Annotated in this window: 20 protein-coding genes; 5 read left to right on the forward strand and 15 right to left on the reverse strand. The window is 56.1% G+C overall.

The window, feature by feature from the left end:
* The first annotated feature begins 143 nt into the window (after window positions 1-143).
* The gene (locus CU081_RS21245; protein ID WP_022650619.1) at window positions 144-860 is read left to right on the forward strand and encodes a GntR family transcriptional regulator; all 717 of its coding nucleotides are present in this window, start codon (window positions 144-146) and stop codon (window positions 858-860) included.
* A gap of 85 nt (window positions 861-945) precedes the next feature.
* Here CU081_RS21245 and sucD read toward each other — a convergent pair whose 3' ends face one another.
* The 8 genes from sucD to sdhC all read right to left on the reverse strand — a co-directional run bounded on the left by sucD (window position 946) and on the right by sdhC (window position 10582).
* Window positions 946-1815 carry a succinate--CoA ligase subunit alpha gene (gene sucD / locus CU081_RS21250; RefSeq protein WP_003858609.1) on the reverse strand — a complete coding sequence of 290 codons (870 nt, stop codon included), beginning with the start codon at window positions 1813-1815 and terminating at the stop codon, window positions 946-948.
* Window positions 1815-2981 carry an ADP-forming succinate--CoA ligase subunit beta gene (gene sucC / locus CU081_RS21255; protein ID WP_003858611.1) on the reverse strand — a complete coding sequence of 389 codons (1167 nt, stop codon included), beginning with the start codon at window positions 2979-2981 and terminating at the stop codon, window positions 1815-1817. The genes sucD and sucC overlap by 1 nt, the downstream gene beginning before the upstream one ends.
* A gap of 85 nt (window positions 2982-3066) precedes the next feature.
* Window positions 3067-4293, reverse strand: a complete 1227-nt coding sequence (gene odhB, locus CU081_RS21260; protein ID WP_003858613.1) for a 2-oxoglutarate dehydrogenase complex dihydrolipoyllysine-residue succinyltransferase — start codon at window positions 4291-4293, stop codon at window positions 3067-3069.
* 14 nt (window positions 4294-4307) lie between these two features.
* On the reverse strand, window positions 4308-7115 hold the full coding sequence (gene sucA, locus CU081_RS21265; protein ID WP_003858615.1) for a 2-oxoglutarate dehydrogenase E1 component: 2808 nt from the start codon (window positions 7113-7115) through the stop codon (window positions 4308-4310).
* 223 nt (window positions 7116-7338) lie between these two features.
* Window positions 7339-8055, reverse strand: coding sequence for a succinate dehydrogenase iron-sulfur subunit SdhB (sdhB, locus tag CU081_RS21270; RefSeq protein ID WP_003858617.1), 717 nt, complete (start codon window positions 8053-8055; stop codon window positions 7339-7341).
* 15 nt (window positions 8056-8070) lie between these two features.
* The gene (gene sdhA, locus CU081_RS21275; RefSeq protein ID WP_022650618.1) at window positions 8071-9837 is read right to left on the reverse strand and encodes a succinate dehydrogenase flavoprotein subunit; all 1767 of its coding nucleotides are present in this window, start codon (window positions 9835-9837) and stop codon (window positions 8071-8073) included.
* Window positions 9837-10184 (reverse strand): succinate dehydrogenase membrane anchor subunit, encoded by a 348-nt coding sequence (sdhD, locus tag CU081_RS21280; RefSeq protein ID WP_003858621.1) that lies wholly within the window; start codon window positions 10182-10184, stop codon window positions 9837-9839. Before sdhD ends, sdhA begins: the two co-directional genes overlap by 1 nt.
* Entirely contained in the window at window positions 10178-10582 is a 405-nt protein-coding gene (sdhC, locus tag CU081_RS21285; protein ID WP_026080740.1) for a succinate dehydrogenase cytochrome b556 subunit, read from the reverse strand. The genes sdhD and sdhC overlap by 7 nt, the downstream gene beginning before the upstream one ends.
* A 639-nt stretch (window positions 10583-11221) precedes the next feature.
* Between sdhC and CU081_RS21300 the strand changes: the two genes are divergently transcribed.
* Entirely contained in the window at window positions 11222-12505 is a 1284-nt protein-coding gene (locus tag CU081_RS21300) for a citrate synthase (protein ID WP_003858624.1), read from the forward strand.
* Between the two features lie 85 nt (window positions 12506-12590).
* On the opposite strand, the gene nei is transcribed toward CU081_RS21300, so the two are convergent.
* From nei to CU081_RS21335, 7 genes are all read right to left on the reverse strand, one after another.
* Entirely contained in the window at window positions 12591-13382 is a 792-nt protein-coding gene (gene nei / locus CU081_RS21305; RefSeq protein WP_022650617.1) for an endonuclease VIII, read from the reverse strand.
* Window positions 13383-13400: 18 nt separating this feature from the next.
* Window positions 13401-14141 (reverse strand): 5-oxoprolinase subunit PxpA, encoded by a 741-nt coding sequence (pxpA, locus tag CU081_RS21310; protein WP_022650616.1) that lies wholly within the window; start codon window positions 14139-14141, stop codon window positions 13401-13403.
* Window positions 14128-15060 (reverse strand): 5-oxoprolinase subunit PxpC, encoded by a 933-nt coding sequence (pxpC, locus tag CU081_RS21315; RefSeq protein ID WP_022650615.1) that lies wholly within the window; start codon window positions 15058-15060, stop codon window positions 14128-14130. The genes pxpA and pxpC overlap by 14 nt, the downstream gene beginning before the upstream one ends.
* Window positions 15054-15710 carry a 5-oxoprolinase subunit PxpB gene (gene pxpB / locus CU081_RS21320; RefSeq protein ID WP_003858633.1) on the reverse strand — a complete coding sequence of 219 codons (657 nt, stop codon included), beginning with the start codon at window positions 15708-15710 and terminating at the stop codon, window positions 15054-15056. The genes pxpC and pxpB overlap by 7 nt, the downstream gene beginning before the upstream one ends.
* A gap of 14 nt (window positions 15711-15724) precedes the next feature.
* Window positions 15725-16468: a type 2 GTP cyclohydrolase I gene (locus CU081_RS21325; protein ID WP_003858635.1), complete on the reverse strand. Its 744-nt coding sequence runs from the start codon at window positions 16466-16468 to the stop codon at window positions 15725-15727.
* A 10-nt stretch (window positions 16469-16478) separates the two neighbouring features.
* Window positions 16479-17891, reverse strand: coding sequence for a deoxyribodipyrimidine photo-lyase (gene phrB / locus CU081_RS21330; protein ID WP_058647482.1), 1413 nt, complete (start codon window positions 17889-17891; stop codon window positions 16479-16481).
* Window positions 17892-18489: 598 nt separating this feature from the next.
* Window positions 18490-18696 carry a YbfA family protein gene (locus CU081_RS21335; RefSeq protein WP_003858637.1) on the reverse strand — a complete coding sequence of 69 codons (207 nt, stop codon included), beginning with the start codon at window positions 18694-18696 and terminating at the stop codon, window positions 18490-18492.
* Between the two features lie 310 nt (window positions 18697-19006).
* Between CU081_RS21335 and kdpF the strand changes: the two genes are divergently transcribed.
* From kdpF to kdpB, 3 genes are read left to right on the forward strand one after another with little or no spacing between them, the layout of a single operon-like run.
* A complete protein-coding gene (gene kdpF, locus CU081_RS21340) occupies window positions 19007-19096 on the forward strand; it encodes a K(+)-transporting ATPase subunit F (protein WP_003858638.1) in 90 nt (29 codons plus the stop codon).
* On the forward strand, window positions 19096-20775 hold the full coding sequence (gene kdpA / locus CU081_RS21345; RefSeq protein WP_022650612.1) for a potassium-transporting ATPase subunit KdpA: 1680 nt from the start codon (window positions 19096-19098) through the stop codon (window positions 20773-20775). The genes kdpF and kdpA overlap by 1 nt, the downstream gene beginning before the upstream one ends.
* An 18-nt stretch (window positions 20776-20793) precedes the next feature.
* Window positions 20794-22842 carry a potassium-transporting ATPase subunit KdpB gene (gene kdpB / locus CU081_RS21350; protein ID WP_022650611.1) on the forward strand — a complete coding sequence of 683 codons (2049 nt, stop codon included), beginning with the start codon at window positions 20794-20796 and terminating at the stop codon, window positions 22840-22842.
* The last annotated feature ends 10 nt before the right edge of the window (window positions 22843-22852 follow it).

The following is a 22852-nucleotide window of genomic DNA, read 5'->3' on the forward strand; positions in this document are numbered from 1 at the left end:
TCTGGGGAGGATTGTGGCAGAGCCAATAAGACATTTATGTGATCATTTTCACTAACACCGAAATTTGTATCTTATTTGTATTATTTACAAATCCGACACTGAAGGCATAATTCCCTGAAAAGGTATTAAATAGGCGTGACCCAATGGGCAATAAACCGATGTACCGGCAGATCGCCGATGCGTTCCGCGAGAAAATTAATGCCGGTGAGTTAAAACCTGGCGACGCGCTGCCGACAGAATCCAGCCTTCAGGAGGCGTTTAGCGTCAGCCGTGTCACCGTGCGGCAGGCGTTGAAGCTGCTCGCCGACGAGCAGATCATCGAAAGTATTCAGGGCAGCGGCTCGTATGTAAAAGAGGAGCGGGTGAATTACGATATTTATCAGCTCACCGGCTTTTACGAAAAGTTAGCGGATCGCAACGTCGATACGCACAGCGACGTCAGCGTCTTCGAAGTGGTGAAAGCCGATGAGCGGCTCGCGGCAAAACTGGCGCTCAATCCAAATGATAAGGTCTGGCACGTCAAGCGCGTACGCTTCATCAGGGAAAAGCCGGTGAATCTGGAAGAGACATGGATGCCGCTGGCGATGTTCCCCGACCTCACCTGGGAAGTGATGGAACAGTCGAAATACCATTACATTGAGCAGATCAAAAAGATGGTTATCGATCGCAGCGAGCAGGAGCTGGTGCCAGTCATGCCATCGGACGAGGCGATTGCCGCCCTGGCGCTCGATCCGGCGAAACCGATTCTGGAAAAAGTCTCCCGCGGCTTTCTGAAAGACGGCCGGGTATTTGAGTACAGTCGCAACGTGTTTAACTCCGACGACTATAAATTCACTCTGGTGGCTAAACGCAGACAATAAAAAAGGCCGCTTTACAGCGGCCAACCATGTCGAAACGGACATTTTTTTATACTTCAACGCGCCCCATACGGGGAGCAGAGAGGACTTACTTAATGATGGACTTCAGTGCTTCACCGATATCCGCCAGGCTGCGAACGGTTTTCACGCCTGCGGCTTCCAGTGCTGCGAATTTCTCATCAGCCGTACCTTTACCGCCTGCGATAATCGCGCCCGCGTGACCCATACGTTTGCCTTTCGGCGCGGTCACACCCGCGATGTAACCCACCACCGGCTTGGTCACATGATCTTTGATGTAAGCAGCCGCTTCTTCTTCCGCGCTACCACCGATCTCACCGATCATCACGATCGCTTCGGTCTGTGGATCTTCCTGGAACAGCTTCAGGATGTCGATGAAGTTAGAGCCCGGGATCGGGTCACCGCCGATGCCCACGCAGGTGGACTGGCCGAAACCGTAGTCGGTGGTCTGCTTAACCGCTTCATAGGTCAGGGTACCGGAACGGGACACAATGCCCACTTTGCCTGGGCGATGAATGTGGCCCGGCATGATGCCGATTTTGCATTCGCCCGGGGTGATAACGCCTGGGCAGTTCGGGCCGATCATGCGCACGCCTGCTTCATCCAGCTTCACCTTCACGGTCAGCATATCCAGCGTCGGAATACCTTCGGTGATGGTGATGATCAGTTTGATGCCTGCGTCGATCGCTTCCAGAATGGAGTCTTTGCAGAACGGCGCCGGAACGTAGATCACGGTCGCGGTTGCGCCCGTCGCTTCTACGGCTTCACGCACGGTGTTGAACACCGGCAGGCCCAGGTGGGTGGTGCCGCCTTTACCTGGCGTTACGCCGCCTACCATCTGCGTACCGTAGGCAATTGCCTGTTCGGAGTGGAAAGTCCCCTGGCTACCGGTGAAGCCCTGGCAGATAACCTTGGTATCTTTATTAATTAAAACGGACATTATTTCCCCTCCACTGCGGCAACAACCTGCTGAGCTGCATCCGTCAGACTTTTCGCTGCAATAATATTCAGGCCGCTGTCAGCCAGTTTTTTCGCGCCGAGTTCAGCGTTGTTCCCTTCCAGACGTACAACAACCGGAACGTTAACGCCCACTTCTTCTACCGCGCCGATGATACCGTCGGCGATCAGGTCGCAACGTACGATACCGCCGAAGATGTTCACCAGAACCGCTTTCACGTTGCTGTCAGAGAGAATGATTTTGAACGCTTCGGTTACGCGCTCTTTGGTTGCGCCACCGCCCACGTCGAGGAAGTTCGCTGGCTCACCGCCGTGCAGCTTAACGATGTCCATGGTGCCCATTGCCAGGCCCGCACCGTTAACCATGCAGCCGATGTTGCCATCCAGCGCCACGTAGTTCAGTTCCCACTGTGCAGCCTGCGCTTCACGCGGATCTTCCTGAGACTGGTCGCGCATTTCGCGCAGATCGGACTGGCGGAACAGCGCGTTGCCGTCAGCGCCCAGCTTGCCGTCGAGGCAGATCAGGTCGCCCTGGGTGGTGATCACCAGCGGGTTGATCTCGATCAGCGCCAGATCGCGCTCCAGGAAGATGGTCGCCAGACCCATGAAGATCTTGGTGAACTGCTGAACCAGCTTGCCTTCCAGACCCAGTTTGAACGCCAGCTCACGACCCTGGTAAGGCATTGGGCCCGCCAGCGGATCGATAGCCACTTTGTGGATCAGGTGCGGGGTCTCTTCCGCCACTTTTTCGATTTCCACACCGCCTTCGGTAGACGCCATGAACACCACGCGACGGGAGCTACGGTCTACGACTGCGCCGAGGTACAGTTCTTTCGCGATGTCGGTCGCCGCTTCAACCAGGATCTGGTTAACCGGCTGGCCGTTCGCATCTGTCTGGTAGGTTACCAGACGCTTGCCGAGCCAATGTTCAGCAAACGCACGGATCTCTTCTTTGCTCTTAACAACCTTCACACCGCCCGCTTTACCACGGCCACCAGCGTGAACCTGACATTTAACTACCCACGGGCCGGCACCGATTTTAGACGCGGCTTCTTCTGCTTCACGCGGGGTAGTACAGGCATAACCCACCGGAGCCGGTAAGCCATACCGGGCAAACAGCTGTTTGGCCTGATATTCATGTAAGTTCATGTGTTCTATCCATCCTTCAGGTAATCGTTAGGTAGTGCTTTTGTAAGCCCGGCAAGCAACGCGCCGCCGGGCAAGACTGCAAAAACTAGACGTCCAGCAGCAGACGCGTTGGATCTTCCAGCAGCTCTTTAATGGCAACCAGGAAGCCCACGGATTCGCGGCCATCGATCAGACGGTGATCGTAAGAGAGCGCCAGGTACATCATCGGCAGGATCTCCACTTTACCGTCTACCGCCATTGGACGATCTTTAATGGCGTGCATACCCAGGATCGCGCTCTGCGGCGGGTTGATGATCGGGGTAGACATCAGCGAGCCGAACACGCCGCCGTTGGTAATGGTGAAGTTACCGCCGGTCAGGTCCTCAACGGTCAGCTTGCCGTCGCGGCCTTTCACGGCCAGCTCTTTGATTTTCTTCTCAATGTCAGCCATACCCAGGGTATCTACGTCACGCAGAACCGGGGTCACCAGGCCGCGTGGAGTAGAAACCGCCATGCTGACATCGAAGTAGTTGTGGTAAACCACGTCATCGCCATCGATAGACGCGTTCACTTCCGGGTAGCGTTTCAGCGCTTCAACTACCGCTTTCACGTAGAAGGACATGAAGCCCAGACGGATACCGTGACGTTTTTCAAACGCGTCACCGTACTGCTTGCGCAGGTCCATGATTGGTTTCATGTTGACTTCGTTGAAGGTAGTCAGCATCGCGGTGGAATTTTTCGCTTCCAGCAGACGCTCGGCCACGCGCTTACGCAGGCGGGTCATTGGCACGCGTTTTTCGCTACGTGCGCCCAGAGCGGGCTGTGCCGCTGGTGCTGCCGCAGGGGCTTTCGCTTCCGCTTTCGCCTCAGAAGGCGCTTTTGCCAGATGCTTGTCGATGTCTTCGCGCGTCAGACGGCCACCCACGCCGGTGCCTTTGATGGCTGCCGGATCGAGGCTGTGCTCAGCCAGCAGGCGACGGATCGCCGGGCTGAGCGCGTCGTTGGTCTGATCGGACAGAGACGCCTGCTGGCGCTGGGCCGGGGTAGACGCTTTTTCTTCAGATTTGGCGCTGGACTCTTTGCCCGCGCTGTTACCTTCACGCAGGCGACCCAGGATCTGGCGAGAAGTGACGGTCGTACCTTCATCTTCCAGGACTGCATCCAGAATGCCATCCGCTGAAGCCGGTACTTCCAGTACCACTTTGTCAGTTTCGATTTCTACCAGCACTTCGTCACGGGTTACCGCGTCGCCTGGTTTTTTGTGCCAGGTGGCGACGGTTGCATCTGCTACGGACTCAGGCAGGTCGGGAACAAGAATATCTACGCTACTCATTATGTATCCTTTAATTAATCGACGTTCAGCGCGTCATTGACCAGATCTTGTTGCTGCTTCTGGTGAACGGACATATACCCTACCGCCGGAGAGGCGGAGGCCGGGCGACCTGCATAACGCAGGGCAGACCCAAATGGAATCACTTCACGGAAATGATGCTGGCTGCAATACCATGCGCCCTGGTTGAGCGGCTCTTCCTGGCACCAGACAAAATCATGAACGTGAGCGTACTGTTTCAGCACTTCCTGCATCGCCTGATGCGGGAACGGATAAAGCTGCTCGATACGCACGATGGCGACATCTTTCTGATCGTTCTTACGGCGCTGTTCCAGCAGGTCGTAATAAACCTTACCAGAACACATTACGACACGCTTAACGGCCTGCGGATCCAGCTCGTCAATTTCACCGATGGCCGGCAGGAAGGTGCCGTTTGCCAGCTCTTCCAGGCTGGAGACCGCCAGTGGATGGCGCAGCAGGGATTTTGGCGACATGACTACCAGCGGACGGCGCATACCGCGCAGCGCCTGACGACGCAGCATGTGGTAAACCTGAGCCGGAGTGGACGGCACGCAAACCTGCATGTTCTGCTCGGCGCAGAGTTGCAGATAACGCTCCAGACGCGCGGAGGAGTGCTCCGGCCCTTGTCCTTCATAGCCGTGCGGCAGCAGCATCACCAGACCGCACATACGGCCCCACTTCTGCTCACCGGAGGAGATGAACTGGTCGATAACCACCTGCGCACCGTTGGCGAAGTCACCGAACTGCGCTTCCCAGATAGTCAGGGTGCGGGGTTCTGCGGTGGCATAGCCGTATTCGAAGGCCAGAACCGCTTCTTCTGACAGCACGGAGTCCCAGACCTTGAACTGGCCCTGACCGTTATGCACGTGCTGAAGCGGAGTATACGTTGAACCGTTAGACTGGTTGTGTACAACCGCGTGACGGTGGAAGAAGGTGCCACGACCCGCATCTTCACCGGACAGACGAACCGGAATACCTTCGTCAACCAGCGTCGCATAGGCCAGCGTTTCCGCCCCGCCCCAGTCGAACAGCTTCTCACCCGCCGCCATGGCCTGGCGATCGCCATAGATCTTGGCCACGCGGGACTGCATCTCGATCGCTTCCGGCACGGTGCTGATGCGTTTAGCCAGCTCCTGCAAACGCTTCATCTCAACCTTGTTCGGGTAGCTCTCGTCCCACTCGTGGTTGAGGTACGGCGACCAGGTAAAGGAGTGCATGTTCATTGGACGCAGCTCTTTGACCACGCATTCACCCGCGTCCAGCGCGTCGCGATAAAGATTGACCATTTCGGTCGCATCTTCCAGCGTCGCCACTTTTTCGCTTTCCAGCTTGTCAGCATAGATTTTACGCGGCGTCGGATGTTTTTTGATTTTCTGGTACATCAGCGGCTGGGTTGCACTTGGCTCATCCGCTTCGTTGTGGCCGTGACGGCGGTAGCAGAAGAGGTCAATGAACACGTCGCGCTTGAAGGTGTTACGGAAGTCCAGCGCCAGACGGGTAACGAAAGCAACGGCTTCAGGGTCATCCGCGTTAACGTGGAAAATTGGCGCCTGAACCATTTTACCGATGTCGGTGCAGTACGGGGTGGAACGCGCATCCAGCGGGTTAGAGGTGGTGAAGCCCACCTGGTTGTTGATTACGATGCGAACGGTACCGCCCACTTCATAACCACGCGCTTTCGACATGTTCAGGGTTTCCTGAACCACGCCCTGCCCTGTGACCGCCGCATCACCGTGAATGGTGATTGGCAGCACTTTATTGCTGCTCGGCTCGTCCAGACGATCCAGACGCGCACGCACGGAACCGATAACCACCGGGCTAACGATTTCCAGGTGCGACGGGTTAAATGCCAGCGCCAGGTGAACCTGACCGCCCTCGGTTTCGATATCAGACGAGAAGCCCATGTGGTACTTCACGTCACCGGTGCCGAGGTGCTCTTTATGTTTACCCGCAAATTCGTCGAACAGATCCTGCGGCTTTTTACCCAGCACGTTAACCAGCACGTTAAGGCGTCCACGGTGCGCCATGCCCAGCACCACTTCGCGCGTACCGCTCTTACCGGCATGACGAATCAGCTCTTTCAGCATCGGGACTAACGCATCGCCGCCCTCCAGTGAGAAGCGTTTTGCGCCAGGGAATTTCGCGCCCAGATAGCGCTCAAGGCCTTCCGCTGCGGTCAGTTCGCTGAGGAAACGTTTTTTCTCTTCTGCTGAGAAATTCGCGTGGCCTGCCACGGATTCGATACGCTGCTGGATCCAGCGTTTCTCTTCGGTGGAGGTAATGTGCATATATTCCGCGCCGATGGAGCCGCAGTAGGTTTGCTTGAGCGCGTCAATCAGATCGCCCAGCTTCATCGTGTCTTTGCCGATGGCAAAAGAACCTACGTTAAAGCTTTCCTGGAAATCGGCCTCGGTCAGATCGTGATAAGCCGGATCGAGATCCGCTACACGTTCCTGCTGCCACAGTCCCAGCGGATCGAGATTCGCATGCTGGTGACCACGGAAGCGATAAGCGTTGATAAGTTGCAGGACTTTTACCTGCTTCGCATTAGTGTCAGGGTCGGAAATCGCAGAAGAGTAACGTGAGGCATCCTTCGCCAGACGACGGAAATAATCACGTGTTTTTGAATGGAATTGATCCGGTTTGACCCCTGTACCAGGCAACTGCTGGAACATGGAACGCCAGTTTGCGTCCACTGAGTCAGGATCGGTTAAGAAGTCTTCATAGAGCTGTTCTATCCAGCTCTGGTTTGAACCAGAGAGGTAAGAAGAGTCCAGCCAGGCTTTCATTGCGCCGTTCTGCATCGTGATCCCTTAAGCATTTTTATGCTTACTTTCGCCGTAGAAACTACCACGCACACCACGTGTACGTGCCGGGGTTCACCTGCGAGCTCTTTTCATTTGGCCCGCGAAGGAACCTTTAGAAACTGTCTAAACTTCAGGGCAGTTTTTAAAGGTTTCTGCAATCTGTCCCCTCTCCCTTTGGGAGAGGGTTAGGGTGAGGGGAACAGCGCTCCCCTCTCACTACTTACGCACTGCGCTGCAACAACATCGACTTAATATGGCCGATGGCGCGCGTTGGGTTCAGCCCCTTAGGACACACACTGACGCAGTTCATGATGCTATGGCAGCGGAATACGCTGAAAGCGTCACTTAGCCCTTCCAGACGATTCTCGGTTTCGGTATCGCGGCTGTCGATCAGGAAGCGATAGGCAGCCAGCAGACCCGCAGGGCCGATAAATTTATCCGGATTCCACCAGAACGACGGGCATGACGTTGAACAGCATGCACAGAGAATACACTCGTACAACCCATCGAGTTTTTCACGCTGCTCAGGAGACTGTAAGTGCTCGCGAGCGGGTGGATTTTGCCCATTATTCAATAAGTAAGGCTTAATCTTCTCATATTGTGCATAGAATTGCCCCATGTCCACCACCAAATCACGCACGACCGGCAGGCCAGGCAGAGGACGGATAACAATTTTCTGGCCAGGGCGGTTTAGCGCAGAAATAGGCGTGATGCAGGCCAGGCCATTTTTGCCGTTCATGTTCACACCGTCAGAACCACACACCCCTTCACGGCAGGAGCGGCGGAACGACAGCGTAGGATCTTTCTCTTTCAGCTGGATTAAGGCATCCAGCAGCATCATGTCGCGACCTTCTTCCGCTTCGAGGGTGTAATCCTGCATACGCGGAGCATCGTCTACATCCGGGTTATAACGATAAACTGAGAATTCGAGTTTCATTATCCTGTCTCCGCATTAGTAAGTACGAATCTTCGGCGGGAACGCCGGACGCAGTTTCGGTTCCATGTTGACGCTACGACGCGTCATGGTTTCCGACTCTGGCAGATACAGGGAATGGCACAGCCAGTTTTCGTCATCACGTTCCGGGAAGTCGAAGCGGCTATGCGCGCCACGGCTTTCGGTACGGAAGTTTGCCGACATCGCGGTCGCGAACGCGGTTTCCATCAGGTTATCCAGTTCCAGGCACTCAACGCGCTGGGTGTTGAACTCGCTGGAGGTGTCGTCCAGACGGGCATTTTTCAGACGCTCGCGGATCGCTTTCAGCTGCTCAAGCCCTTTGGCCATCGCGTCGCCTTCACGGAATACCGAGAAGTTGTGCTGCATACACTCTTGCAGCGCTTTACGAATTTCCACCGGATCTTCGCCGTTACGGTTGCCGTTCCAGCGGTTGAGGCGCTCAAGAGAGGCATCGATTTCGTCGTCGGTCGCATCACGCAGCGCGCCCTGCTCGGCAATAGATTCCTGGAGATGCAGCCCCACCGCACGACCAAATACCACCAGGTCCAGCAGGGAGTTGCCGCCCAGACGGTTTGCGCCGTGCACGGATACGCAGGCTATTTCGCCTACCGCGAACAGGCCTGGGATGACCACGTCTTCGCCCTGCTCGTTCACGGTCAGCGCCTGACCGGTCACTTTGGTCGGAATACCGCCCATCATGTAGTGACAGGTTGGGATAACCGGAATTGGCTCTTTCACCGGGTCGACGTGCGCGAAGGTGCGGGACAGCTCCAGAATGCCCGGCAGACGGGATTCCAGCACTTCTTTACCCAGATGGTCGAGTTTCAGCTTCGCGTGTGGACCCCAAGGGCCGTCACAGCCGCGGCCTTCACGAATTTCGATCATGATGGAACGCGCCACCACGTCACGGCCCGCCAGGTCTTTCGCGTTTGGCGCATAACGCTCCATGAAGCGCTCGCCATGTTTGTTCAGCAGGTAGCCACCTTCACCACGGCAGCCTTCTGTCACCAGTACGCCCGCACCGGCGATACCGGTTGGGTGGAACTGCCACATCTCCATGTCTTGCACCGGCACGCCCGCGCGGATAGCCATACCGACACCGTCACCGGTGTTGATGTGGGCGTTGGTGGTGGACTGGTAAATACGGCCTGCACCGCCGGTCGCCAGCACCGTAGCGCGGGCTTTGAAGTAGACCACTTCACCAGTTTCGATGCACAGGGCGGTACAACCCACCACGGCGCCATCGGCGTTTTTCACCAGATCCAGCGCATACCACTCGGAGAAGATGGTGGTGTGGTTTTTCAGGTTCTGCTGATATAGCGTGTGCAGCAGCGCGTGGCCGGTACGGTCAGCCGCCGCTGCGGTACGTGCCGCCTGCTCGCCGCCGAAGTTTTTCGACTGGCCGCCAAACGGACGCTGATAGATGGTGCCATTTTCCAGACGGGAGAACGGCAGACCCATGTGGTCCAGCTCCAGAATCGCTTCCGGGCCGGTTTTACACATATATTCGATGGCATCCTGGTCACCGATGTAATCGGAACCTTTTACCGTATCGTACATGTGCCATTCCCAGTTATCTTCATGGGAATTACCCAGCGCAACGGTGATACCGCCCTGCGCAGACACTGTGTGGGAACGGGTCGGGAATACTTTAGAGAGCAGCGCACAGGTCTGGCCGCTCTGGGAAATTTGCAGTGCGGCGCGCATACCTGCGCCACCCGCACCAATCACAACAGCATCAAATTCTCTGACTGGCAGTTTCATTACACACCCCACACCACAACAAATCCATAAATGACGTAAACCAGCAGAGCAACAACAATAATCAGTTGCAGCGGAAGGCGAATCGCCAGCGGTTTAACGTAATCGGTCAACACCTGCCACATGCCAATCCAGGCATGAATAAGGATGGAGAACAGGGCCAGCAGGGTGAACACTTTGGTGAAGGCCGATCCGAAGAAACCACTCCAGATTTCCCACGTCAGCGTCCCGCTGGTCGCGAAGAAACCGATCATATAGATGATGTAAAGGGTGAGAACGATGGCAGTAGCACGGACCAGGATGAAGTCATGTACGCCGTTGCGTCCTAATGCGGAGGCGTTGCTTACCATACGAGAACTCCTGCGAGAAGTGAAAGCACGACAGTGATCACAAATGAAATGTTAGCGGTACGTTTACCGGCCTCGAACGTCTCTTCCAGGTAGCCAAAGTCCATCAGCATATGGCGAACGCCACCAACCACGTGATAGGCCAGCGCGGTCAGAATGCCCCACATGATAAATTTCACGAAGAAGCTGTTCATGATGGCTGAGGCCTGGAGGAATCCTTCAGGGGATGAGAGGCTGGTTCCCAGTAACCACAGCAAGATACCGACCGCCACAAACGTAATCACACCAGAAACACGGTGCAGAATGGACGCTATTGCTGTTACAGGGAATCGGATCGTTTTGAGATCCAGATTGACAGGTCTTTGTTTTTTCACATTTCTTATCATGAATAACGCCCACATGCTGTTCTTATTGTTTCCTTCCTCCGGACTGCGATGCGGGTCAGACAGCGTTCCTTTTCTATAACTGCGCGTCATGCAAAACATTGCTTCCAAATGCTAAAACGACACGTTACAACGCTGGGTGGCTCGGGATTGCAGGGTGTTCCGGAGACCTGGCGGCAGTATAGGCCGTTCACAAAATCATTACAATTAACCTACATACAGTTTGTTGGGTTTTCTCTGGAACAGTGATCGGGGTCACGATAACAACATCTTTTTAAATTTTAATCATCTGATTTGACAAATGTTAAACAATATTGTTACAAACGTCATCAGAAAAGGCATATAATGCGCAAAAGTTATGAGGTCTCTCTTTCACCTGACAAATAGTTATGTAACAGTGTGATGGTATTGACCGAAGTTATCAGGACAGTTATTAGTGATATACAGGTTTGAATAATTCGGACTGCAAAAACGCTGATTTGCTGTTGTTTCACTGATATTTCATTCGTTTACCTGCAAGGCGCCATAGCTCTGTACCCTGGTTTCTCCTCGTGAGCTGAGCGGTAAGCCAAATAACAATCTGGTAACGATGATTAACAGCTGAAAGCAAATCCGGTAAAGCGCAGTCTTAAGCATAAGGCGCTAAGGAGACCGTAAATGGCTGATACAAAGGCAAAACTCACCCTAAATGGTGATGATGCTATTGAACTGGATGTGCTAAAAGGCACGCTCGGTCAGGATGTTATTGATATCCGTACGCTGGGTTCCAAAGGGGTATTCACCTTTGACCCTGGATTCACCTCCACCGCATCTTGCGAATCCAAGATCACCTACATTGACGGTGACGAAGGTATCCTGCTCCATCGCGGCTTCCCCATCGATCAGTTAGCCACCGAATCCAACTATCTGGAAGTGTGCTACATCCTGCTGAACGGCGAAAAACCGACGCAGGCTCAATACGATGAATTTAAAACCACCGTGACCCGTCACACCATGATCCATGAGCAGATTACCCGTCTGTTCCATGCGTTCCGTCGTGACTCTCATCCGATGGCGGTTATGTGCGGTATTACCGGTGCGCTGGCGGCGTTCTACCACGATTCTCTGGACGTGAATAACCCACGTCACCGTGATATCGCGGCGTTCCGTCTGCTCTCCAAAATGCCTACCATGGCGGCGATGTGTTACAAATACTCTATCGGTCAGCCGTTTGTGTATCCACGCAACGACCTCTCCTACGCGGGTAACTTCCTGCGCATGATGTTCTCCACGCCGTGCGAAGAGTATGAAGTGAACCCGGTGCTGGAACGCGCAATGGACCGTATTCTGATCCTGCACGCTGACCACGAACAGAACGCCTCGACCTCTACCGTCCGTACCGCAGGCTCTTCCGGCGCGAACCCGTTCGCCTGTATCGCTGCGGGTATCGCCTCCCTGTGGGGACCGGCGCACGGCGGCGCGAACGAAGCAGCACTGAAGATGCTGGAAGAGATCAGCTCCGTTGAGCATATTCCTGAGTTCGTGCGCCGCGCGAAAGACAAGAATGACTCCTTCCGTCTGATGGGCTTCGGTCATCGTGTTTACAAAAACTACGACCCTCGCGCGACCGTCATGCGTGAGACCTGCCACGAAGTGCTGAAAGAGCTGGGCACCAAAGATGATCTGCTGGAAGTGGCGATGGAGCTGGAACACATCGCGCTGAACGACCCGTACTTCATCGAGAAGAAACTCTACCCGAACGTCGATTTCTACTCTGGCATTATTCTGAAAGCGATGGGCATTCCGTCTTCCATGTTCACCGTGATCTTCGCCATGGCGCGTACCGTGGGCTGGATTGCGCACTGGAACGAAATGCACAGCGAAGGCATGAAAATCGCCCGTCCTCGTCAGCTGTATACCGGCTACGAGCAGCGTGATTTTAAGTCTGACCTGAAGCGCTAAAAGTTAAGCCCGGTGGCGCTACCGCTTACCGGGCCTACAAATGCGAAACGTAGGCCGGGTAAGGCGTAGCCGCCACCCGGCTTTTTTATTTTTGACAATGTGGACACCAGTAAAAGGGTCTCGAAGAGAGCATAATCCTGTCGATAATCCCGCCGCACCGCTCGCACTTCTTCCCCGCCCGATGAAACACCTTGAACCGGAACAGCGCCCCGTGGTGCTTGTTTTCATCTACGATGCCACGCGTGTTGTACGACAGCCGCGGGATGTCCAGCAGCGCGTGGGACAGCGCCTCCAGCTGTTCATCGCTCAGCTGAGAAGCTTTGTGCTGCGGTGCCAGCCCGACTTCCCAGAGGATCTCCACCCGCAGGTAGTTTCCCAGCCCCGCCAGAAATGCCTGATCGAGCAACAGCCCGGAAAACTGCCGGTTGCGGAATGTGGGCGATAGCAGCCGGGCCTTCACATCGCTCGCCGTCAGGCGCATATCCAGCACGTCCGGCCCAACCCGCTGTAAGAACTGGTGCGTGAGCAACTGCTCCGGCGTTAACATTTCGATATCAGAGGCGCTGTAGAGCAGGATCGCCTTATCCGCCGTTTGTAGCCGCACGCGCAGCACGCGGGTCGTTTGCGGCTGCTCGTCCGCTTCCACCACCCGCCAGACGCCGTAAAGCTGATTATGGCTATATAACGTCAGGTTATGGGAAAAGTGGGTGAGTAACGCTTTGCCGCGCGTTTCAATGTGGGTCACCGTCTGTCCCACCAGCTGCGCTTCAAACGGTTTGAGTTGAGGAAAGGCAAACCAGACGTGTGTCAGAGGTTTGCCCTTTATCGCCGCCTCCAGGCTATCCGCCGCGCGGCGGATCTCCGGACCTTCTGGCATGTTATTGTCCTTTCATGATTATTCTGCGCTGACAACAATGCCCTCTTCCGAGAACGCCGCCCGCAGGCGTCGCGCAAACTGGAGCGCATGCTCGCCGTCACCGTGTAAGCACACCGTATCAGCCTGAACGTTTGCCGTTGTCCCCTCCGTTGAGGTTACTCGCCCGAAGCGCACCATCTCCAGCGTCTGCGCCAGTGCTTTACCTTCGTCGGTGATCAGCGCACCGGCCTGCGTGCGCGGAACAAGGCTACCGTCCGGCAGGTATCCCCGATCGGCAAACACTTCCTGCCGCGTAGTCAGCCCCAGCCGTTCTCCGGCACGAATAAGCTCGCTGCCCGCCAGGCCTACCAGAATCAGTTGCGGATTACAGTCCCGCACCGCACGGGCAATGGCATCCGCCAACACCGGATCTTTCGCCGCCTGGTTATAGAGCATGCCGTGCGGCTTGACGTGGCGCAACACGCCATTCTCAGCGCGCACTATCGCCTCCAGCGCGCCGATCTGGTAGAGCATTTGCGCGTAAACCGTCTCAGGCGGCAGATCCATCGCTGTGCGACCAAAGTTTTCCCGGTCGGGAAAGCTGGGGTGAGCGCCAATCGCCACGCCGTTTTTCATGGCATTGCGCACGCTCGCCAGCATGGTCTGCGCATCGCCGGCATGAAACCCGCAGGCGATATTCACCGAGGAGACCAGCGTCATCAGCGCCGCATCGGCGTTGCTGCCCTCCCCCAGATCGGCGTTTAAATCAATCTTTACCATCGAGCCTCCACGCCAGCTGTTCGAGATAACGCTGCTGATCCTGCCGGGCTTTCAGTGCCTCCTCCAGCGAACACTGCACAAAATGAATTGGCTGACCGAGAGGAATTTGCGCCAGATGGTAGCGATCGGCTTCGATAATGCAGGCAATACGCGGATATCCTCCCGTGGTTTGCGCATCGTTCATCAGTACAATGGGCTGTCCGTTGCCTGGCACCTGAATGACCCCCGGCAACAGACCATGGGAAAGCAGCTCCCGGTCAGTTGTGCGGGTCAGCGGCTGTCCCTGAAGCCGGTAACCCATGCGGTTACTCTGCGGGCTGATCTTCCACGGCGAGCGCCAGAAAGACTCTTTCGCGGCTTCATCAAACTCCTGGTATTCCGGTCCTGGTAAGGCGCGGATCACGTTCCTCCACAGCAGCTGTTTCACGCCCTGCGTGGTGGTGAAATGGCGCGTTGAGGTCTTTATCCGCAGACGATCGCCGTCACGCAGCAGCCGTCCTTCATGGCCGCCCATTCCCGCTTTCTGGTCGGTGCTGGATGAGCCCAGCACCTCCGGCACGTCGATCCCCCCCGCTACCGCAAGATAGCTACGCACGCCGTGCAGAGGACGCTTGAGCGTCAGACGCTGCCCGGCCTTCGCCCGCAGGCGCCAGCCGGTCCACACCGCTTTGCCGTCCAGCGTCGCGTCACAGCCCGCGCCGGTTAAGGCAAACCAGGTTTCCTGACCAAACTCAATCACGCACTGACCCAGCGTAATTTCTAACGCCGCCGTGCTGCCTGCGTTACCTACCAGCAGGTTGGCAATCTCCAGCGAAGGGCGATCGAGCGCACCGCAGTAGCTCACGCCCGACTGACGCAGCCCAAAACGCCCGGCATCCTGTACCGAGGTGTAAAGCCCTGCGCGAATAAGCGTTAACATACTCCCTCCTTCTGTGGGATAAAGCGCAGCGTATCCCCCGGCCGCAGGAGTATGGGCGCGTCCTGGCCTGGTTCAAATAACGGCGTGGACGTGTGCCCAATCAGCTGCCAGCCTCCCGGTGAAGCGAGCGGATAAATTCCAGTTTGCTCGCCACCAATCGCCACGCTGCCCGCCGGTACGCTCAGGCGCGGCTCAGCCCGGCGCGGCGTATGCAGCTGGGGCGATAACCCGCCCAGATAGGGGAAACCCGGCTGAAATCCCAAAAACCAGACAACATAGTCGACTGAGCTATGCAGCTCCACAACCTGCTTCTCCGTTAATCCACAGTGCTCGGCCACCACGCCAAGGTCGGGGCCTCCCTTGCCGCCATAGACAACCGGGATCTCAATCGTCCGCGATTCCGGCTCCAGCGCCTCGCTCTCCTCCCACCAGCGTTGCAGACGCTCAATGGCATCCAGCGCCCCCGTGTGCGGATCACGCAGCACCACGGTGATATTATTCATACCCGGAATAGCTTCAACCACGCCGGGTAGCTCGGGCAGTCGCTGAGCCAGACGCCAGATACGCTTTTGCGTGGCAAGCGTCACCGGAGGCTCAAGTTCCAGAACCACTGCGGTTTCACCCAGAAGATAACAACGCGCTCGCTGCACTTAACTACCTCTCATCAGGCCGGATTAGGGATATCAATAAACGTCACATCCAGATCGGTATTTTCCGTCAGCCACTCGCTGAGGGCGCGGATGCCGCCACGCTCGGTGGCGTGATGGCCCGCCGCGTAAAAATGCAGGCCTTGTTCACGGGCTGAGTGGATAGTCTGCTCGGAGACTTCGCCGGTAATGAAGGCGTCGACACCAAAACGCGCCGCGCTGTCAATAAAGCCCTGGCCGCCGCCGGTGCACCATGCCACGCGCTTCACGGTATCCGGCCCGGTGTCGCCGCACCACAGCGGACGACGCCCCAGGCGCGCTTCGATCCACGAGGCCAGCTCCAAACCCGGAACTGGCATCGACAGTTCGCCCCACGGCACCAGGGGTTCAATTTCACCCATCACGGTAATCCCCAGCAGCTGCGCAAGCTGAACGTTGTTCCCCAGCTCAGGATGCGCATCGAGCGGCAGGTGATAGCCGTACAGGTTGATGTCATTCGCCAGCAGCGTTTTGAGTCGGTTGCGCTTCATGCCGCGAATAATCGGTGATTCGTTTTTCCAGAAATAACCGTGGTGGACAATCACCGCATCGGCTTCCTGACGCACCGCCTCATCCAGCAGCGCCTGGCTTGCCGTCACGCCGGTGATAATTTTTTGCACCGTCTCGCGCCCCTCCACCTGCAAGCCATTCGGGCCGTAGTCGCTAAACGAAGCCGTGTTGAGTTTTTCGTTAATCAGGCGTTCCAGTTCACTGTTTTTCATCATCATTCTCTCAAACTTTTCGGGCGGCTTCGTACGCCGCCAGCGTGGCGACGCGCGCCTGTTTATGGTCGACAATGGGACGGGGATAGTTCAGGGTAACACGCTGTTTATCCGCCCATACCCAGGGTTCATGAATGGCTTTGGCCGGGACATCCTTAAGCTCAGGCAGCCAGCGGCGGATAAACTCGCCGTCGGCGTCAAATCGTTGTCCCTGCGTGGTCGGATTGAAGATCCGAAAATAGGGAGCCGCATCCGTTCCGGTGGAGGCCGCCCACTGCCAGCCGCCGTTATTCGCCGCCAGATCGCCATCGATCAGCTGAGAGATAAAATAACGCTCTCCGGTTCGCCAGTCGATAAGCAGATCCTTCACCAGGAAGCTGGCGGTAATCATACGCAGACGGTTATGCATCCACCCGGTTTCATTGAGCTGCCGCATAGCCGCATCAACAATCGGGAAGCCGGTAAGCCCATGCTGCCATGCCTTAAGCAGCTTCTCATTCGACTGCCACTGTACCTGTTCGGTCCAACGAATAAAGGGCCGATGTTTACACAAATCAGGATGATACGTCATCAGATGGCGATAGAACTCACGCCAGATCAGTTCGTTCAGCCACACTGCGCCCGCCCCCCCGTCTAACGCCTGAGGCTGTTCCGCCAGCAGGCGATGTAAACACTGGCGCGGAGAGAGCGCGCCCAGCGCTAGACAGGCCGACAAGCGGCTGGTGCCTTCAATCGCTGGAAAATCCCCACGCGCCTCGTACTCAACCGCCCCCTGCGCGCAGAACTGACGCAACCGGGCGATAGCCGCTTTCTCGCTGGCGGGGAATACTGTTTCATCGAACGACTGCTGGGGATAATTCAGCCTGATCGCCGGCAGATCCGTTATCGTTTCCCCTCTCACGGACGGGGCGGTAACGCACTCAGGTAGTCCCTCTTTCAGGCGTTTGATAAAGGCATTTTTAAACGGCGTGAAAACTTTATACATCTCGTGACTGCCGGTCATTACGCTGCCAGGCGCGAGCATCACGCTGTCATCAAAGCCTTCACAGACCACGCCCGCGAGGGATTTCTCCAGCTGACGATCCCGCTGCTGCTCGTTGAATTCATACTGATAGTTGTAATAAAGATGCGTTACTGCGTACTGCTGGCAGATTGCCTGCACCGTCTGACGCTGAGCGGCAAAATCATGGGCCTCTTTATAGATCAGCGGAATGCCTTTTTCGGCCAGTGAATGTTGCAGGTCATTCAGATACGCGCTGAGCAGTGCCGCTTGCCGGGGTGCCATGTCATGCTGCCGCCACTGTTCAGGCGTGGCGATAAACAGGGCCAGCACATTCGCGTCTTTAGCGCGGCAGGCCGCCGCGAGAGCGAAGTTGTCGTGAATGCGTAAATCCGCGCGAAACCAAACCAGATGGGTGGGCATAAAACTCCTGGCAATTGTCCATTATGTCCGTAAGGGCATGCCGTAAAAGGAAAAAGGCATGCATTGAACTACTTTGCCATGAAGTGTAGACGGGATGAAATAAAAAAGGCCGCCCGAGGCGGCCTTAACGCTACTTGTCCTGCACTATCGGGGTAAAGGCAATAAACACATCCGGTTTATCACTCTTTACAACGAGTGCGCTGGCGACAGTGAACGCAATGCATAAATAGCGTTTCACTATGCGGTCCCTGCTGCTAACCGCTCCACCTATCACCACCGGTGATAAATCGGTGGACACAAGCCCGGGTAGGTGGGCTGCTTTACGGCTATGGATACACCTTTCCCAGGACCGATGCCCATTTGCGAGATGGCGGAAAGGGACGTGGCATCATAATTAACACCAACGCCAAAAGTAAGTTATTTCAGTAAAATTAGGAATTTATAAAGGTGAAGTGGATTGCGAACTTTTTAAAGAAGGGTATGATAAAAATCCCGGGTAGGGGCTGCAAGATTACCCAACGGACCGCGAATCCCGAGGGACAAAAAAACCGCCACTTTGCTGTAGGCGGTTTTTTTATGGCTAAGATGTCACACCGTATCAGTAGAAATCGCAGGTTGCTTTCTCGGCCTGATCCATCCACACCGGCTTCTCGCTGGTTTTCGCCCAGACGCGATGCAGGTAACTGTAGAAACGTGCGCGATCTTTCCAGAACAGCATCACCGGCAGGGCCAGCACGCCAGCCACAACGGCGAAAGTGCGACGCATGAAAATGATATGAGCCGGAAACTCTTTATAAAGATCCATATTTTTCTCCCCTGTAGTTGGCCGGAAACCGTCTCCGGAAAATGTGAAATCTGTGACCTGGTTAAAATAATACCGCTTTGTTTGTAATTTTACTACTCATCCGACCACTTATTTTCATCCATTTCGTGAATATTTACATTCATGCCTGTAATTAAGTTACAAAAAAGTTAACGATTTACTTACCAATAGTTAAATTGTGGCTTTTCCCTTTTTTATACTTTTTTTACACCTGCCCTTCTGATTTTTGCGAAATCTTTGCGCCACAAATCCTACCGTTTGTACAACAACAAAAGTCACCCGGAGGTGGAGTGTGAGTGCAGGTCTGATTGCCGGCATCGTGCTGGTGTTCCTGTTATTGGGTTATCTGATTTATGCCCTGATTAATGCGGAGGCATTCTGATGGCTGCTCAGGCGTTTTTGCTTATTGCCAGCTTTTTACTGGTACTGTTTGTGCTCGCCAGGCCGCTGGGAACAGCGCTGGCGCGGCTGATAAACAACGTGCCATTGCCGGGCACGCGAAATATTGAAAATGTGCTCTGGCGCATTTCAGGTATCAGCGACCGGGAAATGAACTGGCGCCAATACCTGATGGCGATACTGCTTCTGAATATCGTGGGGCTTATTGCCCTCTTTACGCTGCTGATGCTCCAGGGCAGTCTGCCGTTGAACCCGCAGCAGTTACCGGGTTTATCCTGGCATCTGGCGCTGAACACGGCGGTCAGCTTTGTCACCAACACCAACTGGCAGTCTTACGCCGGTGAAACCACGCTCAGCTACTTCAGCCAGATGGCCGGGTTAACCGTGCAGAACTTTCTTTCTGCGGCCAGCGGTATCGCGGTGATCTTCGCCCTGATGCGCGCGTTTGCCCGTCAGAATGTCAGCACTCTCGGCAACGCCTGGGTTGATGTCACACGCATCACCCTTTGGATCCTGGTGCCTGTTGCGCTGATTATTGCCCTGTTCTTTATTCAGCAAGGCACTCTGCAAAACCTGCTGCCTTATACCCCTTTCACCTCGCTTGAAGGGGCCAGGGAACTCCTGCCAATGGGGCCGGTGGCGTCGCAGGAAGCAATCAAGATGCTGGGCACCAATGGGGGCGGCTTCTTCAACGCCAATTCATCGCATCCGTTTGAAAACCCAACGGCGTTAACCAATTTTGTACAGATGCTGACGATCTTCCTGATCCCCACCGCGCTCTGCTTCGCCTTTGGCGATGTAGTTAACGATCGCCGCCAGGGTCGTACGCTGCTGTGGGCCATGTCGTTAATCTTCGTGGTCTGCGTAGCACTGGTGATGTGGGCCGAATGGAACGGCAACAGCCACTTCATGCAGTTGGGGGCTAACAGCAATATCAACCTGGAAGGCAAAGAGAGCCGCTTCGGCATTCTTGCCAGCAGCCTCTATGCGGTGGTCACCACGGCGGCCTCCTGCGGGGCGGTGAACGCCATGCATGACTCTTTCACCGCGCTCGGCGGCATGATCCCGATGTGGCTGATGCAGATTGGCGAGGTAGTTTTCGGTGGGGTCGGTTCGGGGCTGTACGGCATGCTGTTGTTCGTCCTGCTCGCCGTGTTTATCGCCGGGCTGATGATCGGCCGCACGCCGGAATATCTCGGCAAAAAAATCGACGTCCGCGAAATGAAATTAACCGCGCTGGCGATCCTGGTCACCCCCGCCCTTGTGCTGCTCGGTACCGCCCTGGCGCTGATGACCGACGTCGGGCGCAGCGGCATCTTTAACCCGGGCATTCACGGCTTTAGCGAAGTGCTTTACGCCGTTTCGTCTGCCGCAAACAACAACGGCAGCGCCTTTGCAGGGTTAAGCGCCAACTCACCGTTCTGGAACTGTCTGCTGGCGTTCTGCATGTTCGTCGGTCGTTTCGGCGTGATTATTCCCGTCATGGCGATCGCCGGAACACTGGTGAATAAGAAGATCCAGCCGACCACCACCGGTACGTTACCGACTCACGGCGCGCTGTTCGTCGGCCTGCTGATTGGCACCGTTCTGCTGGTAGGTGCCCTGACCTTTATCCCCGCCCTCGCGTTAGGCCCGGTTGCGGAATATCTCTCTTTACGCTGATTTTGCGGAGAATTTGTCATGAGTCGTAAACAACTGGCCCTGCTCGAACCGACCTTAGTTCGTCAGGCCCTCATGGATGCGGTAAAAAAACTGAGCCCGCGCGTCCAGTGGCACAACCCGGTGATGTTTATTGTCTGGACTGGAAGTTTACTCACCACCGTACTGGCGATTGCCATGGGAACGGGACACCTTTTGGGGAATGCAACCTTTACCGGCGCCATCAGCCTGTGGCTGTGGTTTACCGTGCTGTTCGCCAACTTCGCCGAAGCGCTGGCGGAAGGCCGCAGTAAAGCGCAGGCCAACAGTCTGAAAGGGGTCAAAAAAACCGCCTTTGCGCGCAAATTACGCGAACCTAAATACGGCGCGCAGATGGACCACGTACCGGCGGATGAACTGCGTAAAGGTGACGTGGTGCTGGTGGAAGCCGGCGACATCATCCCCTGCGACGGGGAAGTGATTGAGGGCGGCGCGTCGGTAGACGAAAGCGCCATTACCGGGGAATCCGCACCGGTGATCCGTGAGTCGGGCGGAGATTTCGCCTCAGTTACCGGCGGAACGCGCATTCTTTCCGACTGGCTGGTGATCCAGTGCAGCGTTAACCCGGGCGAAACCTTTCTCGACCGGATGATCGCCATGGTGGAAGGCGCGCAGCGTCGTAAAACGCCGAACGAGATCGCTCTGACCATTCTGCTGGTGGCGCTCACCATTGTCTTCCTGCTGGCAACGGCGACCCTGTGGCCTTTCTCCGCCTACGGCGGTACAGCGGTCAGCATCACCGTACTGATCGCCCTGCTGGTCTGTCTGATCCCCACCACTATTGGTGGCCTGCTTTCCGCGATTGGCGTGGCGGGGATGAGCCGTATGCTGGGCGCTAACGTCATCGCCACCAGCGGACGCGCCGTTGAAGCGGCGGGGGACGTAGACGTGCTGCTGCTGGATAAAACCGGGACCATCACCCTGGGCAATCGTCAGGCCTCTGACTTTTTACCTGCTCCCGGCGTGGATGAAAAAACGCTGGCTGACGCGGCGCAGCTTTCCTCGCTGGCTGATGAAACGCCGGAAGGCCGCAGTATCGTGATCCTCGCCAAGCAGCGCTTTAACCTGCGCCAGCGCGACGTACAAAGCCTGCACGCCACGTTCGTTCCCTTCACGGCGCAAACCCGCATGAGCGGCATTAACATTCAGGACCGGATGATCCGTAAAGGGTCCGTTGATGCCATTCGCCGTCATATTGAAGCCAATAATGGACACTTCCCCCCGGAAGTCGACCATCTGGTGGAAAGCGTGGCGCGTCAGGGGGCAACCCCGCTGGTGGTGGCGGAAGGTGCAAGCGTTCTGGGGGTGATCGCTCTGAAGGATATCGTTAAAGGCGGTATAAAAGAGCGTTTCGCCCAGATGCGTAAGATGGGCATTAAAACGGTGATGATCACCGGGGATAACCGTCTGACTGCGGCGGCCATTGCCGCCGAAGCGGGCGTGGATGATTTCCTTTCCGAAGCGACGCCGGAAGCGAAGCTGGCGCTCATTCGCCAGTATCAGGCGGAAGGCCGTCTGGTGGCGATGACCGGCGACGGCACCAACGACGCCCCGGCGCTGGCGCAGGCCGACGTGGCGGTGGCAATGAACTCCGGTACCCAGGCGGCAAAAGAGGCGGGCAACATGGTGGATCTCGACTCGAACCCGACCAAGCTGATCGAGGTGGTGCACATCGGGAAGCAGATGCTGATGACGCGCGGCTCGCTGACCACGTTCAGTATCGCCAACGACGTGGCAAAGTATTTCGCCATCATTCCGGCGGCGTTTGCGGCAACCTACCCGCAGCTAAATGCCCTGAACGTGATGCACCTGCACTCTCCGGCCTCGGCCATTCTGAGCGCGGTGATCTTCAACGCGCTGATTATTGTCTTTCTTATTCCGCTGGCGCTGAAAGGGGTGAGCTATAAGCCGCTGACGGCCGCCGCCATGCTGCGCCGTAACCTGTGGATTTACGGTCTGGGTGGGCTGGTGGTGCCCTTTATTGGGATCAAGGTTATCGACATGTTGCTAACGCTGTTCGGGCTGGTTTAAAAGGTGGATC

Source organism: Enterobacter sp. CRENT-193, assembly GCF_002787395.1.
Classification (GTDB): Bacteria; Pseudomonadota; Gammaproteobacteria; order Enterobacterales; family Enterobacteriaceae; genus Enterobacter; species Enterobacter hormaechei_C.

What these genes read in the sequence shown, in the direction of transcription:
- kdpA (WP_022650612.1), top strand. Translation starts at nt 19,096, where the DNA reads ATGGCTGCTCAGGCGTTTTTGCTTATTGCCAGCTTTTTACTGGTACTG.
- pxpC (WP_022650615.1), bottom strand. Translation starts at nt 15,060, where the DNA reads ATGTTAACGCTTATTCGCGCAGGGCTTTACACCTCGGTACAGGATGCC.
- CU081_RS21335 (WP_003858637.1), bottom strand. Translation starts at nt 18,696, where the DNA reads ATGGATCTTTATAAAGAGTTTCCGGCTCATATCATTTTCATGCGTCGC.
- pxpA (WP_022650616.1), bottom strand. Translation starts at nt 14,141, where the DNA reads ATGGTAAAGATTGATTTAAACGCCGATCTGGGGGAGGGCAGCAACGCC.
- sdhD (WP_003858621.1), bottom strand. Translation starts at nt 10,184, where the DNA reads ATGGTAAGCAACGCCTCCGCATTAGGACGCAACGGCGTACATGACTTC.
- sdhA (WP_022650618.1), bottom strand. Translation starts at nt 9,837, where the DNA reads ATGAAACTGCCAGTCAGAGAATTTGATGCTGTTGTGATTGGTGCGGGT.
- CU081_RS21245 (WP_022650619.1), top strand. Translation starts at nt 144, where the DNA reads ATGGGCAATAAACCGATGTACCGGCAGATCGCCGATGCGTTCCGCGAG.
- sucC (WP_003858611.1), bottom strand. Translation starts at nt 2,981, where the DNA reads ATGAACTTACATGAATATCAGGCCAAACAGCTGTTTGCCCGGTATGGC.
- odhB (WP_003858613.1), bottom strand. Translation starts at nt 4,293, where the DNA reads ATGAGTAGCGTAGATATTCTTGTTCCCGACCTGCCTGAGTCCGTAGCA.
- nei (WP_022650617.1), bottom strand. Translation starts at nt 13,382, where the DNA reads ATGCCAGAAGGTCCGGAGATCCGCCGCGCGGCGGATAGCCTGGAGGCG.
- sdhC (WP_026080740.1), bottom strand. Translation starts at nt 10,582, where the DNA reads ATGTGGGCGTTATTCATGATAAGAAATGTGAAAAAACAAAGACCTGTC.
- sucA (WP_003858615.1), bottom strand. Translation starts at nt 7,115, where the DNA reads ATGCAGAACGGCGCAATGAAAGCCTGGCTGGACTCTTCTTACCTCTCT.
- kdpB (WP_022650611.1), top strand. Translation starts at nt 20,794, where the DNA reads ATGAGTCGTAAACAACTGGCCCTGCTCGAACCGACCTTAGTTCGTCAG.
- sdhB (WP_003858617.1), bottom strand. Translation starts at nt 8,055, where the DNA reads ATGAAACTCGAATTCTCAGTTTATCGTTATAACCCGGATGTAGACGAT.
- sucD (WP_003858609.1), bottom strand. Translation starts at nt 1,815, where the DNA reads ATGTCCGTTTTAATTAATAAAGATACCAAGGTTATCTGCCAGGGCTTC.
- CU081_RS21325 (WP_003858635.1), bottom strand. Translation starts at nt 16,468, where the DNA reads ATGAAAAACAGTGAACTGGAACGCCTGATTAACGAAAAACTCAACACG.
- phrB (WP_058647482.1), bottom strand. Translation starts at nt 17,891, where the DNA reads ATGCCCACCCATCTGGTTTGGTTTCGCGCGGATTTACGCATTCACGAC.
- CU081_RS21300 (WP_003858624.1), top strand. Translation starts at nt 11,222, where the DNA reads ATGGCTGATACAAAGGCAAAACTCACCCTAAATGGTGATGATGCTATT.